At 63.4% G+C, this 16,527-nt stretch carries 18 protein-coding genes and 1 pseudogene; 15 read left to right on the top strand and 4 right to left on the bottom strand.

Annotated elements, in window-relative coordinates:
• The 11 genes and pseudogenes from GSQ76_RS31950 to GSQ76_RS18500 all read left to right on the top strand — a co-directional run.
• Positions 1–268, top strand: a pseudogene (locus tag GSQ76_RS31950) (hypothetical protein); the annotation flags it as partial.
• 10 nt (positions 269–278) lie between these two features.
• On the top strand, positions 279–1,655 hold the full coding sequence (gene nrfD / locus GSQ76_RS18545) for an NrfD/PsrC family molybdoenzyme membrane anchor subunit (RefSeq protein ID WP_254070494.1): 1,377 nt from the start codon (positions 279–281) through the stop codon (positions 1,653–1,655).
• Positions 1,652–2,131 carry a DUF3341 domain-containing protein gene (locus tag GSQ76_RS18540; RefSeq protein WP_158745624.1) on the top strand — a complete coding sequence of 160 codons (480 nt, stop codon included), beginning with the start codon at positions 1,652–1,654 and terminating at the stop codon, positions 2,129–2,131. Before nrfD ends, GSQ76_RS18540 begins: the two co-directional genes overlap by 4 nt.
• Positions 2,128–2,637: a cytochrome c gene (locus GSQ76_RS18535; RefSeq protein ID WP_254070493.1), complete on the top strand. Its 510-nt coding sequence runs from the start codon at positions 2,128–2,130 to the stop codon at positions 2,635–2,637. Before GSQ76_RS18540 ends, GSQ76_RS18535 begins: the two co-directional genes overlap by 4 nt.
• Positions 2,634–3,638: a hypothetical protein gene (locus GSQ76_RS18530; RefSeq protein ID WP_158745622.1), complete on the top strand. Its 1,005-nt coding sequence runs from the start codon at positions 2,634–2,636 to the stop codon at positions 3,636–3,638. Before GSQ76_RS18535 ends, GSQ76_RS18530 begins: the two co-directional genes overlap by 4 nt.
• Positions 3,631–3,993, top strand: a complete 363-nt coding sequence (locus GSQ76_RS18525) for a hypothetical protein (protein WP_254070492.1) — start codon at positions 3,631–3,633, stop codon at positions 3,991–3,993. The genes GSQ76_RS18530 and GSQ76_RS18525 overlap by 8 nt, the downstream gene beginning before the upstream one ends.
• A complete protein-coding gene (locus GSQ76_RS18520; protein WP_158745621.1) occupies positions 3,990–4,757 on the top strand; it encodes an SCO family protein in 768 nt (255 codons plus the stop codon). Before GSQ76_RS18525 ends, GSQ76_RS18520 begins: the two co-directional genes overlap by 4 nt.
• The gene (gene coxB, locus GSQ76_RS18515; protein ID WP_158745620.1) at positions 4,754–5,698 is read left to right on the top strand and encodes a cytochrome c oxidase subunit II; all 945 of its coding nucleotides are present in this window, start codon (positions 4,754–4,756) and stop codon (positions 5,696–5,698) included. Before GSQ76_RS18520 ends, coxB begins: the two co-directional genes overlap by 4 nt.
• Entirely contained in the window at positions 5,695–7,317 is a 1,623-nt protein-coding gene (locus tag GSQ76_RS18510) for a cbb3-type cytochrome c oxidase subunit I (RefSeq protein WP_158745619.1), read from the top strand. Before coxB ends, GSQ76_RS18510 begins: the two co-directional genes overlap by 4 nt.
• 7 nt (positions 7,318–7,324) lie before the next feature.
• A complete protein-coding gene (locus GSQ76_RS18505; RefSeq protein WP_158745717.1) occupies positions 7,325–7,945 on the top strand; it encodes a cytochrome c oxidase subunit 3 in 621 nt (206 codons plus the stop codon).
• Positions 7,942–8,232 carry a hypothetical protein gene (locus GSQ76_RS18500; RefSeq protein WP_158745618.1) on the top strand — a complete coding sequence of 97 codons (291 nt, stop codon included), beginning with the start codon at positions 7,942–7,944 and terminating at the stop codon, positions 8,230–8,232. The genes GSQ76_RS18505 and GSQ76_RS18500 overlap by 4 nt, the downstream gene beginning before the upstream one ends.
• A gap of 219 nt (positions 8,233–8,451) precedes the next feature.
• On the opposite strand, the gene GSQ76_RS18495 is transcribed toward GSQ76_RS18500, so the two are convergent.
• Positions 8,452–9,462, bottom strand: coding sequence for an SDR family oxidoreductase (locus tag GSQ76_RS18495; protein WP_158745617.1), 1,011 nt, complete (start codon positions 9,460–9,462; stop codon positions 8,452–8,454).
• A 143-nt stretch (positions 9,463–9,605) separates the two neighbouring features.
• Between GSQ76_RS18495 and GSQ76_RS18490 the strand changes: the two genes are divergently transcribed.
• Entirely contained in the window at positions 9,606–10,004 is a 399-nt protein-coding gene (locus tag GSQ76_RS18490) for a DUF3140 domain-containing protein (protein ID WP_254070491.1), read from the top strand.
• A 327-nt stretch (positions 10,005–10,331) separates the two neighbouring features.
• Here GSQ76_RS18490 and GSQ76_RS32780 read toward each other — a convergent pair whose 3' ends face one another.
• Both GSQ76_RS32780 and GSQ76_RS18480 read right to left on the bottom strand, forming a co-directional pair.
• Positions 10,332–10,784, bottom strand: coding sequence for an MFS transporter (locus GSQ76_RS32780; RefSeq protein WP_158745616.1), 453 nt, complete (start codon positions 10,782–10,784; stop codon positions 10,332–10,334).
• Between the two features lie 20 nt (positions 10,785–10,804).
• Positions 10,805–11,461, bottom strand: coding sequence for an MFS transporter (locus tag GSQ76_RS18480; protein ID WP_158745615.1), 657 nt, complete (start codon positions 11,459–11,461; stop codon positions 10,805–10,807).
• Between the two features lie 287 nt (positions 11,462–11,748).
• Here GSQ76_RS18480 and GSQ76_RS18475 point away from each other — a divergent pair, with 287 nt between their 5' ends.
• Both GSQ76_RS18475 and GSQ76_RS18470 read left to right on the top strand, forming a co-directional pair.
• A complete protein-coding gene (locus GSQ76_RS18475; RefSeq protein ID WP_216851140.1) occupies positions 11,749–12,384 on the top strand; it encodes a zinc-binding dehydrogenase in 636 nt (211 codons plus the stop codon).
• A 379-nt stretch (positions 12,385–12,763) separates the two neighbouring features.
• On the top strand, positions 12,764–15,115 hold the full coding sequence (locus GSQ76_RS18470) for an FdhF/YdeP family oxidoreductase (RefSeq protein ID WP_158745614.1): 2,352 nt from the start codon (positions 12,764–12,766) through the stop codon (positions 15,113–15,115).
• 118 nt (positions 15,116–15,233) lie between these two features.
• Here GSQ76_RS18470 and GSQ76_RS31225 read toward each other — a convergent pair whose 3' ends face one another.
• On the bottom strand, positions 15,234–15,737 hold the full coding sequence (locus tag GSQ76_RS31225) for an SDR family oxidoreductase (protein WP_254070490.1): 504 nt from the start codon (positions 15,735–15,737) through the stop codon (positions 15,234–15,236).
• On the opposite strand from GSQ76_RS31225, the gene istA reads away from it, so the two are divergent.
• Positions 15,654–16,527 (top strand): IS21 family transposase (gene istA, locus GSQ76_RS18460; RefSeq protein ID WP_254070506.1); only part of this gene is annotated, 874 nt, incomplete at its 3' end. The two genes, GSQ76_RS31225 and istA, sit on opposite strands and share 84 nt — an antisense overlap.

Raw genomic sequence — 16,527 nt, 5'->3', positions numbered from 1 at the left:
GGAGAAATGCAGCTTCTGCGTCCAACGGATCGCCGAGGCGCGCATTGGCCACGACAAGGACGGCACGCCGGAAGTCGTCACCACCGCCTGCCAGGCCGCCTGCCCCACCCAGGCTTTCACCTTCGGCGACATCGCCGATCCCGCCAGCCTGGTCGCCCAGCGCAAGCAGAGCCCGCTCGACTACGCCCTACTGGAGGACCGCCGTACCAATCCCCGCGTCACCTACGAGGCGCGAGTCCGTAACGCCAACCCCACCTTGCCATCATGAAGATCCCATCGTGAGCCTAGCGTTCGGCCACGCCGCCGCCGCCGGCCCCGATCCGCGCGACCCCGTGGTCGACCCGGCGCAAACCGCAGGCAGCATGACCGACACGGTTTGCGGCGCCGTATTGCGGCAGGACACCCCGATCTGGTGGTGGATTGCCTTGGCACCGAGCCTGGCGCTGCTCGGGCTAGGCGTGATCGCCGTCGGCTGGCTGCTGTTCAGCGGTGTGCAGGCCTGGGGCAATAACTGGCCCACTGTCTGGGGCTTCGAGCTGATCAACTACGTCTGGTGGATCGGAATAGCCTCGGGCGGCACGTTCATCTCGTCGCTGTTCTTCCTACTACGGGCCGATTGGCGAACCTCGCTCTCCCGCATTGCCGAGACGATGACCCTGTTCACCGCCATCTGCGCCGGCATCTACCCGATCCTGCATCTGGGAAGGCCGTGGTACTTCTACTGGCTCTTCCCCTACCCCAACACGATGAAGCTGTGGCCGCAGTTCAAGAGCCCCCTGCTATGGGACTTCATCGCGATCCTGACCTACGTCATTTCCTCCATCCTGTTCTGGTATATCGGCATCCTGCCGGATCTGGCCACGATGCGGGACCGGGCGCAGGGCCGGTTCGCGCAGGTGGCCTACGGCTCGCTTGCGCTGGGCTTTCGTGGTTCGGGCACGCAATGGCGGCATTACCGCTCCACCTACGCCACCATGGCGGCCATCATGGCGCCCCTGGTCGTGTCCGTGCACAGCGTTGTGGGCCTCGACTTCGCTGGCGGTGAGACGCCGGGCTGGCACTCGACGCAATTCCCGCCCTTCTTCGTCTTCGGCGCCATCCTGTCGGGCTTCGCCGCCGTGCTGATCCTGGTGTTGCCGCTGCGCCGGCTGTTCCGGTTCGAGCCCTTCGTCACCGGCCGCCATATTGACGTGTTGTGCAAGCTGCTTTTGGTGAGCAGTCTGTGCGTAGCCTACGCCTATATGATGGACGCGTTTTCCACCTATTACGGTGGGGACAAAGCCGAACTGAGCTGGTTTCATGACCGCCTGACCGGCGTGCATGCCCCCGTCTACTACTTGACCCTGCTGCTGAACTGCGCCGTGCCCCAGCTCTTCTGGTGGCAGGCGTTTCGCATGAACCAGATCATGGTTCTGCTGGTCAGCTTCAGCGCGATCGTCGGCATGTGGTTCGAACGCTTCGGCATCGTTGTGGTAAGCCTGGGCCATACCGAACTGCCCTCCGCCTGGGGCATCTATCACCCGTCCTTCTGGGACTATTCGCTATTCGCCGGCACCATCGGACTGTTCGCGACTGGGTTCCTGCTGTTCATCCGCTTGTTCCCCATGGTATCGATGTTCGAGATGCGGGAGTTGATCGAGGAACGGGCGCGATGATCCTCGTCTCCTTCGCCGACCGGGACGCGATGGTGCACGCCTTCCGCACATTGCGGGACGCCGGGCTGGCTGCGGAGACCTATTCGCCGATGCCGCCGGACGAGGCGGACCGCTCACCCATCCCGTTGCTGATGCTCCTCTTCGGCCTGCTCGGTGCCTTCGGCTCCTTCGCGATGCAGGCCTATGCGACGACCCTCGGCTACAAGTTGGACGTCGGCGGGCGGCCGAATCTGGCCTGGCCGTCCTACGTGCCGTGCGCCTTCGAAACCGGCGTCCTGTTTGCGATCGGGGCGGGGTTTCTGGCCTATTTCGCCATCAACCGTCTGCCGCATCTCTACGACCCGGTCGATGAAGGTGCCGGCTTCGACGCCGCCACGCGGGACGGATGGTTCGTCGCCATCCGCGGCGACACTCGCAAGGCGCCCGCGCTGCTCGAGGATCTGCGGCCAACCTCTGTCGAGGCGCTGCCAGAGTGAAGCGGGCGCTCCTCCTGTCGCTTCTGGTGTTAGCCGGGTGCGACGACATGAACCACCAGGCCAAACGCAACCCGTATGAGCGCAATGCCGGCGATCCCCGCACCGCCGACCCGGCGCAGACCCCCTCCGGCACCGTGCAATTTGCCGAAAAGCCGACCAAGGCGCCGCCGCTCACCTTGGCGCTAATCGAACGCGGACAGAACCGCTATCAGCAATTCTGCGTGCCCTGCCATTCGGAACTGGGCGACGGCCACGGCATGGTGGTGCAGCGCGGCTTCTCACCCCCGCCATCGTACCATATCGACCGCCTGCGCGAGGCGAACACAGCGCATTTCTACGACGTGATGACCAACGGCTACGGCGCAATGTACTCCTTCGCACAACGGGTCCCGCCGCCCGATCGTTGGGCCATCGCCGCCTATATCCGCGCCTTGCAGCTCAGTGAGCAGGCGAAGGAAACGGATCTGACGCCAGCACAACGCGCCGTCTTGGCCAGCACGCCATGACCGCGCGCCGGGCTGGGATTGTGGGCTCGATCGGACTGGTCTTGTGTGGGCTCGGCTGGGCGCTCGATCCAGCGACCTTTGCGCTTGGCTGGGTCGCAGCGGTGAGTTGTTGGCTGGCCTGGCCGATCGGCAGCATGGCGCTACTTATGATCCATGCCTTGACCGGCGGCCGTTGGGGCGATGCGATCGCGCCGTGTTTGCGCGCGGGCGTAGCCACGCTGCCGCTACTCTTGCCGGCGTTGGTGCCCATCCTGCTGTTGACCAGCTTTCTCTACCCGTGGGCCCGGCCCGGCCCAGCGCTGTATAATGCGTTCTACCTCAACCTGCCCTTCGCCGCCGGGCGCCTGCTGGTCTATCTGGTGAGTTGGTTCGGCCTTTTCTGGCTGGTGCTCCGCCCGCGCAGCCTGGCGGCCATGGCCCCGGCCGGGCTGCTGCTGCTGGCCGTGACCTTCACCTTCGCGACGATCGACCTCACCATGTCGCTCGACCCCAAGTTCAACTCCAGCATCTACGGCCTGATTGCGCTTGCCGGGACGGGGCTAACGGCGCTGTCGGTCGGCATCCTCGGCGCAGCCGCCACCGCGGAGGAAGCCGTTTTGCCGGACCTGGCCCGGCTGCTGCTCGGCACCGTGGTGCTGTGGACCTACCTCGACTTCATGCAGTTGCTGATCGTCTGGCAATCTGACCTCGCCAGCGATGCGCCGTGGTACGTGGTGCGGTCAGTCGGATTGTGGGGCGGCGTGGCATTGGCGGTTGCGATCGGGCATTTCCTGCTGCCCTTCGGGCTGCTGCTGTCCCGGCAGCGTAGCCGCCGTGTGTCAGTGGGGGTGTCGGCGCTGCTGCTGGCGATGGAGGGCTTGCGCGCCTGGTGGCTGGTGCTGCCGACCGCCCCGCGCAGCCCGTCTTGGATCGACGCCGCGGCGTTGCTCGCCATCGTGGGCTGCTCCGCATACCTCGCCCTACGGCGGCGCGACGCGGTGATGGTGGCCCGGCATGTCTGAGCCCGAGAACCTGCCCGCTGCCCAGCACGAGACCGCCGATATCACCCTGCGCCCGATGCTGATCGGCGGGGCTGGCGTATTGGCCGTGTTGGTGCTGCTGGGCGGCCTGACAGGCTGGCTGTATCCCGGCGCCCGCGACCCGCACGTCGTCCGCACCGCCGCCCTCCCCAACTACCCCGCCCCTGCCCTGCAGGCAGACCCTGAAGGCGACATGCGCCGCTTCCGAGCCGAACAGTTGACCCAGCTTAATGGTGTGTGGTGGGTCGACCGGACAACCGGGACGGCGCACCAGCCGATAGCCGACGCCATGCGCCGGCTGGCCAACGCCGGCATCGCCGACTGGCCCACCCGATGAGGTGGGTTCTCGCCCTGATGCTGCTTGCGGCCCTGCCCTGCCGCGCAGCCCCGCCCGACATTTCCGGCATCGAATTCGACCAGCGCCCCGGCGCAACGGTACCGCTGGACGCAAAGTTCACCGACCACGCCGGCCACATCGTCACCCTGGCCAGTCTGCTGAACGGCAAACCCAGCGTGCTTCTCCTAGGCTACTTCCACTGCCCCAGCCTGTGCGGCGTGGTGCGGGATGATGCGCTGAACGCCCTGGCCCATACCGGACTGGCGACGCCGGGTGACTACAGCGTGCTCGACATCAGCATTGACCCGCATGAGGGGCCGCCCGACGCCGCGGCCGCGCGCACGGACGATCTGGCCCGCTACCTCGTGCCCGGCGCCGACACCGGCTGGCACTTCCTCACCGGCGACACCACCCCGCTCGCCCAGGCCGTCGGCTTCCGCAACCGGTGGGACCCGAATCTCCGCCAGTTCCTGCACCCGACCGGCATGGTGATCCTCACGCCCGAGGGAACCGTGTCGTCCTATGCCCTCGGTGTCGGCTACCCGGCGGTCGAGCTCCGCGGCGCCCTGCTACGGGCGCGGGATGGCACGGTGGCCGCCGCCGCCTCCCCGGTGTTGCTGTTGTGCTTCCATTTCGACCCCAGCACGGGCCGCTACTCCCTGGCCATCCTGAAGATCCTGCGGCTCACCGCCGTGCTGACGGTCATCACCATCGCCGGCCTGCTGCTGGTTCTACACCTCCACGGCGGCGGGCGCCCGGCATGACGCTGACATTGACCAGTGCCTCGGTGCATTCGGCCGAGGTCGATGCGCTACTCGCCGGGCTGCTGCTGATGTCGCTGGCAGTACTGGCGCTTGTCTTCGGCCTCATCTGGACCTACGCCATCCGCTACCGCGCCGGAAACACGGAAGACCGCGGCGCCATCGGCCAGAAATCCTGGCGGATCGAGATCGGCTGGACCGTCGCCACTTTGGTCGTCTTCTTCGCCCTGTTCGTCTGGGGTGCCGATTTATACGTGCGACTCTACACCGCGCCGGGAAACGCGCTGAAGATCTACGTCGTCGGTAAGCAATGGATGTGGAAGGTCGAACACGAAGGCGGCCAGCGCGAGATCAACGCCCTGCACGTCCCGGTGGGTCGCCCAGTCCAATTGATCATGACGTCGGAGGACGTGATCCACGATTTCTCCATCCCCGCCTTCCGCATCAAGCACGACGTGCTGCCCGGCCGTTACGAGCAGCTGTGGTTCAACGCCCAAACGCCCGGCAGCTACCATTTGTTCTGCACCCAGTTCTGCGGCACCGACCACGCCGCGATGATCGGCGAGGTCGTGGCCATGCAGCAGGCCGATTACGCGCGATGGCTGACGCAGAATGGCGGGTCCGACACGCTGGTCGCGGCAGGTCGCGATCTGTTCACCCGCTACGGCTGCAGCGGCTGTCACCAGGCTGGCCCAACCGGCGGCGGCGGCACGGTGCGGGCCCCCAGCCTGAACGGCCTATACGGCAGCCCGGTGCCGCTAGCCGACGGCACCACCGTCTTCGCCGACGACAAATACATCCGCGATAGCATCCTGCTGCCAGCGGACCAGATCGTCGCGAGCTACGCCCCGGTCATGCCGTCCTTCTCCGGCCAGATCGGCGAGGATGATCTGATCAAGCTCATCGCCTTCATCAAATCACTCGCCGCAGAGGGCCCCTCATGAGCGTCACCGTCGATACCCCTCGCGTGAGCTATCTGACGGAGGAGAACACGATCGGCTCGTGGTTGCTGACGACCGACCACAAGCGCATCGCACTGCTGTACTTCGCCTCCATCACCGGCTTCTTCTTCCTGGGCGGGATCGCCGCGGCGTTGATGCGGATCAATTTGCTGACGCCCACCGGCGCCATCGTCTCACACGAGATGTACAATCGGCTGTTCACCATGCATGGCGTGGTGATGGTGTGGTTCTTCCTGGTGCCCGCCATCCCGGTCACCCTGGGCAATTTCATCGTGCCCCTGATGCTGGGTGCACGCGATCTGGCGTTTCCAAAACTCAACCTCGTCAGCTGGTATCTGTTCATGACCGGCGGGCTGTTCGCCACCTATTCGCTGTTTGCGGGCGGGCTGGATACCGGCTGGACGTTCTACACGCCGTTGTCGACCGACTACACCAAGGGCCACGTCGTCGCTGTCGCCATCGGCATCTTCATTTCCGGCTTCTCGTCGATCGCGACCGGGGTCAACTTCATTGTCTCCATCCACCGGCTACGGGCGCCGGGCATGGGGTGGTATCGTATGCCGCTCATGCTGTGGTCGCTCTACGCCACCAGCGTGATCTATGTGCTGGCCACCCCAGTCCTGGCGATGACGCTGATCCTGCTGGGGTTTGAAACGGTGTTCCACGTCGGTATCTTCGACCAACGGCTCGGCGGCGACCCGTTGCTGTTCCAACATCTGTTCTGGTTCTACTCGCACCCGGCCGTCTACATCATGATCCTGCCCGGCTTCGGCGTGATGAGCGAGGTGCTGACCACCTTCAGCCAGAAGGGCATCTTCGGCTACAAATTCATCGCCTGGTCCTCGGTCGCCATTGCCGTCATCAGCTTCTTCGTGTGGGGCCACCACATGTTCGTCGCGGGCACCTCGGTCTATTCCGCGATCACGTTCTCCCTGCTGAGCTTCATGGTTTCCGTCCCATCGGCGATCAAGGTGTTCAACTGGCTCGGCACATTGCACAAGGGATACATCAAGTTCGACGCCCCGATGCTGTATGCGCTGGGGTTTCTGGGCCTGTTCACCATCGGCGGCCTCACCGGGCTGTTCGTCGCTGCGCTAGGCGCGGACGTCCATTTGACCCAGACCTATTTCGTGGTGGCGCATTTCCACTACATCATGGTCGGCGGCATGGTGTCGGCCTTCTTCGCCGGATTGCATTACTGGTGGCCGAAGATCACCGGGCGGCTCTATCCGGAAATGTGGGCCCGGGCAGCAGCTTTCCTGATCTTTTTTGGCTTCAATCTCACCTTCTTCCCCCAGTTCATCCTCGGCTACCTCGGCATGCCCCGGCGCTACGCGGCCTACCCGCCGGAATTCCAGGTGCTGAACGTGCTGTCATCCGCCGGCTCGACCATCCTGGCGGTGGCCTACCTGATGCCGGTCTTCTATCTCGGCTACTCGCTGCGGCACGGCGCCCGCTCCCCCAGCAACCCGTGGCACGCGACGGGCCTCGAATGGAAAACCCAATCGCCCCCGCGGACCGAGAACTTTCCAATCATCCCCATCGTGACCGAACCGCCGTATAATTATCCCCGCCCGGAGGACCGCACCCGTGCCGCCTGAGGCACACATGCACTTTCAGTATTCCAGCGCCGAGCACCAGGCAGAATCCGCCATGTCCGGCATGTGGCTGTTCCTCGCACAGGAAATCCTGTTCTTCGGCGCGCTGGTCTTCGTGTGGGTGTATTGCTGCTATCAGCATCCCGCCGGTTTCCGCCTGGCAACCCAGCACGCCAATCTATTGATCGGCTCGATCAATACGGCCGTGCTGCTGACCAGTAGCTTCACCTTCACCGCCGGGCTACTCGCGATCGAACGCGGTGAACCCCGGCGCCTGATCCAGGCCTGCTTTGCCACAATCGGGCTGGGCGTCGTCTTCCTGCTGCTGAAGGGCGTCGAGTGGTTCAAAGATGTCGGCGACGGCCTAGTGCCCGGCGCCCATTTCAGCCTCACCGGCCCAGATAGCGGCGGCGCCCAAATCTTCTACGTGTTCTACTACGTCGCAACGGTCCTGCATGCGCTGCACATGATCATCGGCATCGGGCTGGTGCTGTGGATCGCTTGGCGCGCCCGCCGCGGCGATTTCAGCCGGGCATGGAGCACCCCGGTTGAGGTGGTCGGCCTGTATTGGAGCTTCGTCGACGTCGTGTGGCTGACGCTCTACCCGCTGATCTATCTGGCTGCCCTATGAGCGGCTGGCCGCCTCTCCTCGTCGCATGGATCGGGCTGTTGGTGTTGCTCGCCCTGGAACTGGGCAGCGCTTTGCTGCTGCACTTACCAGCCACGGCATCCCTGTTCGGCATGGCGCAAGCGGCCATCGTCGTCATCGCCTTTATGCGCATCCGCCGCGGCTCGCCGCTGATGCATATATTTGGGGCAGCGGGGCTGTTCTGGTTGATCGTCCTCCTCGCCCTCGGCAATCTGGACCCGCTGACGCGAACCGATCTGATCGTCCAAACAACGGGAAATCCGCGATAGCCTTTCCTGTCTTGGAGCAGGATACGGTTTTTTCCAGGCTAGCCGTAGCGGCTCGATACGAGTCTCTGGAGTTCGGCTGGCGTCACACGTTCCGCATGCGTGTTTAACAGTCAACGGTTTCTATGGGGCGATGCAGCATGGCATTCCCTCGGTGGTGCGACGGGATATTGCGCAGCACCGCCGAGGGTAGCAACAACCTGTCAAAAGATGTAGGTGGGCCTACGGTTGTCCGCTGCCGCCAGCCGCTCCATAGACCTGCCCTGTGGCAAAGCTCGCGTCAGCGGCAGCAAGCTGAACATAGATCGAACCGAGCTCCCCGGGCTGCCCCGGTCGGCCCAACGGCGTCATACCACCGAACTTCTTGAGCTTCTCCTGGCTTGCACCGCCTGAGACTTGCAACGGGGCCCAAATCGGCCCGAGAGCCACCCCGTTGACCCGAATGCCCTTTGGGCCGAGCTGTTTAGCCAGGGACTTTACAAAGTTCATCGTCGCCGCTTTGGTTTGCGCATAGTCATAGAGGTCCGGCGTCGGATCGTAGGCTTGCTCCGATGTGGTTGCGATGATCGTCGAACCAGGCGGCATGTGTGGCAGTGCAGCTTTGATGATCCAAAATGGCGCGTAGATGTTGGTCTTCATCATCCAATCGAATTGTTCGGTCGAGATGTCCAGGATTGAGTCATGCGCCTGCTGTCGACCTGCATTGCTGACTAGGATATCGAGCCCGGATAGGCCCTGAACGGCATCGGCAACCAGCCGCGTGCAGAACGCCTCCTCCCGAAGATCACCTGGAATGGCGATGGCCTTGCGGCCGGCCGCCTTGATGAGGGCTATCACCTCCTGGGCATCCGGCTCCTCGTCAGGGTGATAATTGATGGCCACATCGGCACCCTCCCTGGCGTAAGCGCTGGCAGCTGCGCGTCCCATCCCAGAATCGCCGCCCGTTATGAGGGCCTTACGACCGAGGAGCCGCCCTGACCCTTTGTAGCTGGTCTCACCATGGTCGGGGCGCGGATCCATTTGGCTGACCAACCCTGGCCAAGGCTGGCTCTGTCCCTTGAATGGCGGTCGTGGGTATTTGGAGGTCGGATCCTGAAGCGGCTGCCCCGTCGATGGCTGAAGACCTTGCGCAGCGGCTGTGCCGATCGCCGCTGTTCCAATGACCGCAGCGGCCAAGCCAACGGTGCCCCCGCTGAAGACCTGCCTGCGCGACACGCTAGCGTCGTCGTCCATAATGAATATCGTCGTGCTTCTGATCTCTTTAACGGCAGCAAACGCACCTTCGTTGCTTTCCCCCTTTACCCGCCCTCAAATCAACACACGGCGGCGATAGGCCGCTAAAACTAGGGCGGACGCTCGACGTTGGCAGGCCGGAGGTGAGCCATGACCACATCGAAGAAGGCCGACCACACAGCGGACGAGCACCACGACATTGCAGCCGAGTTCAAAAACGTCGTGAACATGACGCCGAAACCCTGACGACATGGCTCGCCAAGGCCGAGAGCAAGAGCGTCGGCATGACGCATGACGGTGAGAAGGTCACCGAACCAGGAAGCCACGAGGCCGTAGGCCATGAGATGGGCCGCCGAATCCTCGAATTGCACGCCAAGAAGGCAGCCGACCTCGATGATGACGACTACGCCGCTATAACGAAGGTCATCGGATACGTCCATCGGCACATGAAACAGCGGCCGGACGGGGATATCGAGGACTCACGCTGGCGCCACTCGTTGATGAACTGGGGCCACGATCCGATGGAGAGCCCGCGTCGCTAGCCCTTGCCCCTCGAAACCCCAACGACTGGCAACTCCGATGCCATTCCGCACCCCCGTCACACCTGACGGCCGCTATTTTGTGGTCCGCGGGCGGCTTTGGCGGTGCGCCAATCCAACGTTGGCTCCGGATCAGCGTCAGGCACTGACCCGCGAGCTGATGGCCGCCCAGCGGGAAAAAGGGGTGGCGATGCGGGCTGGCGACGCCAATGCACGGGAGGCGGCCCGTCTCCGCGCAGATGCAGCCAAAATCGCCTTGGGTGAGCGTGGCCCGGTCTGGTGGACCGATGGTAGTGCGGACCTTAACAGGCGTATGGCGCGAACTACCTGTTACGCGGACTGGTTTGCGAAAATCGACCACGCCAGAGGGAGGGCGGCAGAGCACATAAGTGCCATCCCCCAAAAGGACGATGCCCCAAAGGATCCGTAAAGAGGGCCTGAGGCAACGGTGATCAAGGCGGAGACCGCTCCCATGGCAACCGTCGCATAGAACGCCTGGGCGGTGGCAGCCAATTCTTTTGGGACCACGCGCACAATCACGTCCATGCAGGTCAGGTGAAGCAAAGCGAATGTCAGGCCGTGAAGCGGTTCTACCAGCGCCATCAGTGGAAAAGACGCTGTCAGCGCAGCCGTTCCCCAGCGGATAATCCCGGCGGCAGCCACCAATACCAATGAGAGCCGGGGTCCAAGGTATTCGACTAGCCGAGGTCCAAGACCCACGAAAACGACAACTTCCGCCACAACCGATAGAGACCACAGAATACTCACGTCGGCAGACGACATCCCGGCTGTGCGCCAGCGGATTACCTCAAAGCCATCATGGCGGCAAAGCCCATCAATTGCACAAAGGTCGGGATGCGAGCCAGAGACCATGCAGAGGCCCTAGCTGCAACGGCCACACTGTCACGGTGCGCGCCGGCCACTCGATTGGGCAGCAACCACGCTACGCAAGCAGCGACAACCAGCAGGCCGCCATTTAGCCAGATTATTGCGCCCAAGCCCGCCCAGCCCACAACCTGACCCGACGCGAGCGCCCCGACAACGAAGGCGGCCGACCCAGTACCCCGCACCCAGCCGTATCGAAAGCCCCTGCCCGTCTCCGCCGCCCCTAGCGTCAGAGCATCCGCCAGGGGGGTCAGCGGTGCCAAGGCGATTGCATGCACGATACTGATAGCGAGGAGCAGGAGAAAGCCTCGAGCGGGGGCGTATCCAAAGGCAACAACAGCGGAAGCTGCGGTGAACCCGGCAAGCGTGATAGCCACATTGCCAGTTCGGTCAGCCAATCGTCCGCACACTGGGCCAGCTAGCAGCCGAATAGCGGTTCCTGCCCCAAGCACGACGCCAAGTTGGGTCGGCCCGATGCCATCCTGTTGAAGCAAGCTCGGGAAAAACGGCGACGCCACGCCAAATGCCGCGAACAGCGTCGCGTAGAAAGCCAGAAACCGCGGCAACGCCGACATGTGGCCCCCTCGAAACTCCGCATAGCCACAGCTTTGGGCAATTTGGATGCTCCGACCAGTAGATCCTGTCTCCTTGAATACGCATAAGGGAGTTGCACCACCAGCGGCCAATCACCGTCGCCTGCCAAGCGTCGTCGATGCGTCGTCAGTCGCGGCCAGGCTCATATCAGTCTCTCATCGACCTTCGCTGCACCCTCGGAACGAGAGACGCACACGATGTCAGGGGGCGCGATTTGCTTCGCTTAGGTAACCGACATCCTTCCGACCGGGTGGCAGGCCGCCGAGCATTGCGAAATCAAGGGCGGCGAGACCGTCGCGGTTTGGGGTGCCGGGCACGTTGGCTTGTTCGCCATCAAGTCCGCAGCCGTCATGGGAGCCGGACGGATAATCGTTATCGAGGACGTGCCGGAACGCATTGCTCGGCTCGAAAAGCAGGCGCCACCGACATCATCAAGCTGAGCGACGAGGATGTCATCGAACGTATCAAGGAGATTACTGACGGCCAGGGCCCGGACGCGGTGATTGATTGTGTCGGCATGGAGGCCAGCTCAGGCGGCCACGGCCTGATGGGCGTTCTTAGCGCCGTGCAGCAGAAGCTAACCAGCACCCAGCGGCCCTATGCCCTGGAGCAGATGATTACTGCCGTCCGGCCCTGCGGCATTGTGTCCGTGCCCGGTGTCTATGGCGGACCCATTCCGGTGAACATGGGCAGCTTCGTCCAGAAGGGTCTGACGATGAAAAGCGGTCAAACCCATGTCAAGCGTTACCTGGAGCCGCTGACCAAGCTTATCCAAGACGGTACAATTGACCCGGGTTTCCTGATCACCCACCGCGATACAACCCTGGCCGAGGGGCCAGACCTCTACAAAACCTTTCGCGACAAGCTGGATGGCTGCGTAAAGGTCGTTTTCAACCTCAACTGACCCACCAAATGCCGTTCCCGGCAGGATGAGCCCTGCCGGGTTGCGAGATTACAATCAGTAACTACCGCTTTGCTCCGGCTCCTTCGAATAACCTCTTCAAAACGAAACCCACCGCCACGGCTAAACCAAAGGAGCATAGCGGTGCTCGTCGCGCGGCGACCGCCAGCTCCTCTAGTCGTCCTTCGACCGCGCCTGCGGCATCGATCAAGAGGGGAACCACGCGTTGGTCCATAAACCGCTTCGCCTTGAAGGGCGGCGGCGGCCTCTCCAGAAGGTAGGCTTTGCTCACCATCGACGCAGCATCCTTATAAGCTCATCCGAGGTCGAACCCTCAGCGCTCCCATGAGTTCCAGCTCTGCCGCATTGGGTGAGACCGAGCATGAGCCGCAAACCGACTTTCAAGCCCTATGATGGCCCGTCCGGCGGCTGGGGCTCGGCCCGATCATTGGGCAACATCCTGCGTCAGGAGGGCGTGCTTGCCAGTGGAACCCTGGCGCTGACCCGCCAGAACAAACCCGACGGCTTCCAATGCGTCAGCTGCGCCTGGCCGAAGCCCGCCAGCCCCCTGCCGTTCGAATTCTGCGAGAACGGTGCCAAGGCGACCGCCTGGGAGATCACCACCCACCGCTGCACGCCTGCCTTCTTTGCTGAGCACACCGTTACGGACATGCTTGCATGGGATGACTACCACCTTGAGAAGGCTGGGCGGCTGACCCATCCAATGCGCTACGACAAGGCGTCGGACAAATACTTGCCCGTGTCATGGGAGAGCGCCTTCGAGGAAATTGGCCGCGAACTGCGCGCAATCGAGGACAAGACGAGCGTGGTCTTTTACAGCTCGGGGCGGTCGTCCAACGAAGCGAGCTACCTCTACGCTATGTTCGCCCGCCTCTACGGCAACAACAATCTGCCCGACAGCTCCAACATGTGCCACGAAACCACGTCCGTGGCGCTGCCCCAGAGCATTGGCGTGCCCGTCGGCACCGTCACCCTGGACGATTTCGCCGCGACCGACTGCATCCTGTTCTTCGGCCAGAACCCCGGCAGTAACAGCCCCCGCATGCTGCATCCTCTGGAGGAGGCCAGCAAACGCGGCGTGCCCATCATCACGTACAATCCATTGCGGGAGCGTGGGCTGGAACGGTTCACCAACCCGCAATCCCCGGTGGAGATGCTCAGCGGCGAGCAAACGCGCATCAGTTCCCAATACAACCAGGTCAAGGCGGGCGGCGACCTTGCGGCGCTCACCGGGATCTGCAAGGCAGTCGTGGCGATGGATGATGCCTCTGACGGCAGGGTGCTCGATCACGGGTTCATCCAGACCCACACGCACGGCTTCGAAGAATTGGCAGCCTGGCTCAGGGTCCAGGATTGGGCAGAGCTGGAGCGGCATTCCGGCTTGACCCGGCTTGCCCTGGAGAGGACGGCAACTACTTACGCCCACGCGAAGGCCGTTCTTGGGATCTATGGCATGGGGCTGACGCAGCACCGGGCGGGGGTCGAGACCGTCCAGATGCTGGTCAACCTCCTACTGCTCAAAGGCAATATCGGCCGCCCCGGGGCGGGGATCTCCCCCGTGAGGGGCCACTCCAACGTCCAGGGCCAGCGCACCGTCGGCATCACCGAAAAGCCGGAGCTTGTCCCCATGGACAAGTTAGCCAGGCAATACGGTTTCGAGCCTCCCCGCGAGGCCGGCTACAACACCGTGGAGGCATGCGAGGCGATCCTGGAGGACAAGATCCGCGCCTTCATCATGCTCGGCGGTAATTTTGTGCGCGCCATCCCCGACCGCGACCGCATGGAACCAGCGTGGCGCCGCATGCGGCTGACCGTGAACGTCGCCACCAAGCTAAACCGAAGTCACTTGGTGCATGGCGAGATCAGCTACATCCTGCCTGTCAAAGGACGCATTGAGGTCGACCAGCAGGCTACAGGGCCGCAGGCCACCTCAATGGAGGACAGCAGCGCCTGCATCCACGGCTCACGCGGCGTGCGGGCACCTGCCTCCAAACACCTCATCAGCGAGATTGACTTCATCACGCGCTTGGCGAAGGTCGCGCTGCAGCCGAACCCTCACGTGCCCTGGAGGGTCTGGAACGACGACTACAGCACCATCCGGAAATCGATTGCCGAGACCTATCCGGAGACATTCCACGACTATGAGACCCGCATGTGGGAGCCGGGCGGCTTCCACCGTGACCTGCCAGCGCGCAAGCGCGTGTGGAAAACGAAGACGGGCAAGGCCAATTTCATTGTCCCCAAGCAGCTTGAGGAGGATACGGATGCTCCGGAGATGGGCCTCGATGTCCTGCGGCTGATCACCCTACGCAGCAACGACCAGTTCAACACCACGGTCTACGGATACAGCGACCGCTTCCGCGGCATAGAGGGCACGCGGATGGTGCTTTTGATGAACCAGGCGGACATAGAACGGCTCGGCTTCAGGGAGGGAGAAGTTGTCGGTCTGGAGACGGTCATTGGCGACGGCTTCAACCGCCAATTGGACGGTCTCCGCGTGACACCCTACGGCATCCCGGCGGGATGCTTGGGTGCCTACTATCCCGAGGCAAACGTGCTGCTTCCACTGGCCCATTATGCCCAGGGCAGCAAGACGCCCGCGGCAAAGTCCATCCCGGTCCGGGTTCGCCACATTGCCAACCCAATCCAACTCGCAGACAAAACCAGGAAAAGGGAGACGGGCCGTCTCCCTTCCCGTTCTGAGCATGCATGAGCCCGAGATCCTCAGCGGCAACTGACGTGGCTGGCTGGTCATCGCGGCTCCAATCGTGCCACCCGCGTGGCACGATGCGCGTTCGCCACCACCTGGCGCGAAGAACTACCTACCGCAGCTACAGCATCGGCATGCCGCCCGTCACCGGAATAAGGGCACCTGACATGTAGCTGCCTTCCCGGGAAGCAAGGAGGACGTAGGCACCCACAAGTTCTGCGGGCTGGCCGGCGCGGCCGATTGGCGTGTTCTGGCCAAGGGTTTCCAGAACGTCGGGCGATTTCGCAATCGGCTGGATCGGTGTCCAATTTGGGCCAGGGGCAACGCAATTGACACGGATACCCTTTGGAGCAAGCCGATCCGACAGGGAGATAGTCAGGCTCGCGATGGCACCTTTGGTGGCCGAGTAAATCAGCATGCCTTTGCTGGTGTCGCCACCGCTGGAAAACTGAGCCGGTCCGCCGGTTGAAAACTGAGCCACCTGGTTAGAGTGGTGCTCTTTGCCGGAGGGACCTGTGGTTCTGGCGGAGGGCGTGATGGAATACGGATATTGAAGCGGCAGGGGCTGAGTGTTCGGGAGATTGCCCGGCGCACCGGCCATTCCCGCAACACGGTCGAGCGTCACCTCAGACGGGAGGGCAACCCGGTCTACACGGCGCGGCCGGTGGTGCCGGGCAAGCTGGACGCCTACAAGGCATTCGTATCGGCGCGTGTGATCGCGGCCCATCCGGAGCGGCTACCTGGCACGGTGCTGTTGGGCGAGTTGCGGGCGCGAGGCTACACGGGTGGCATCACCATCTTGCGTGAGCACCTCGCCGCGCTGCGGCCCGTTATGCCCGTCGAGCCGGTTGTGCGCTTCGAGACGGAGCCTGGTCGACAGATGCAGGTGGACTGGGCGGTGATCCGCCGGGGCGCCGATCCGCTTTCAGTGTTCGTCGCGGTGCTTGGTTATAGTCGCACGGCCTACGTGCAGTTCGTCACTGACGAGCGGCTCGAGACGTTGATGGCGTGCCACGAGGCGGCGTTTGCGTTCATCGGCGGCACGCCGCACGAGGTGCTTTACGACAACATGCGCACCGTGGTGATCGGCCGTGACGCGTATGGCCCGGGCAAGCACCGGCTGCAGCCGGGGTTCCGCGACTTTGCCCATCACCACGGCTTTCTGCCTCGGCTGTGCCGCCCTTACCGGGCGCAGACCAAGGGCAAGGTCGAACGCTTCATCCATTACCTGCGCCACAGTTTCTGGGTTCCGCTGGACAGCCGGTTGCGCCCGCTCGGTCTCAAGGTGGATGCGGCGACGGCCAACGTCGAGGTGCGCAAATGGCTGCGCGATACGGCCAATATGCGGGTGCACGGCACGACGGACCACGTTCCGGCAGAGTTGCTCGGCGAGGAGCAAGGCGGCCTGCTGCCGC

Origin of the sequence: Acidisphaera sp. L21 (assembly GCF_009765685.1) — a bacterium.
Classification (GTDB): Bacteria; Pseudomonadota; Alphaproteobacteria; order Acetobacterales; family Acetobacteraceae; genus LMUY01.
This window is presented reverse-complemented; position numbering and strand designations above follow the sequence as displayed.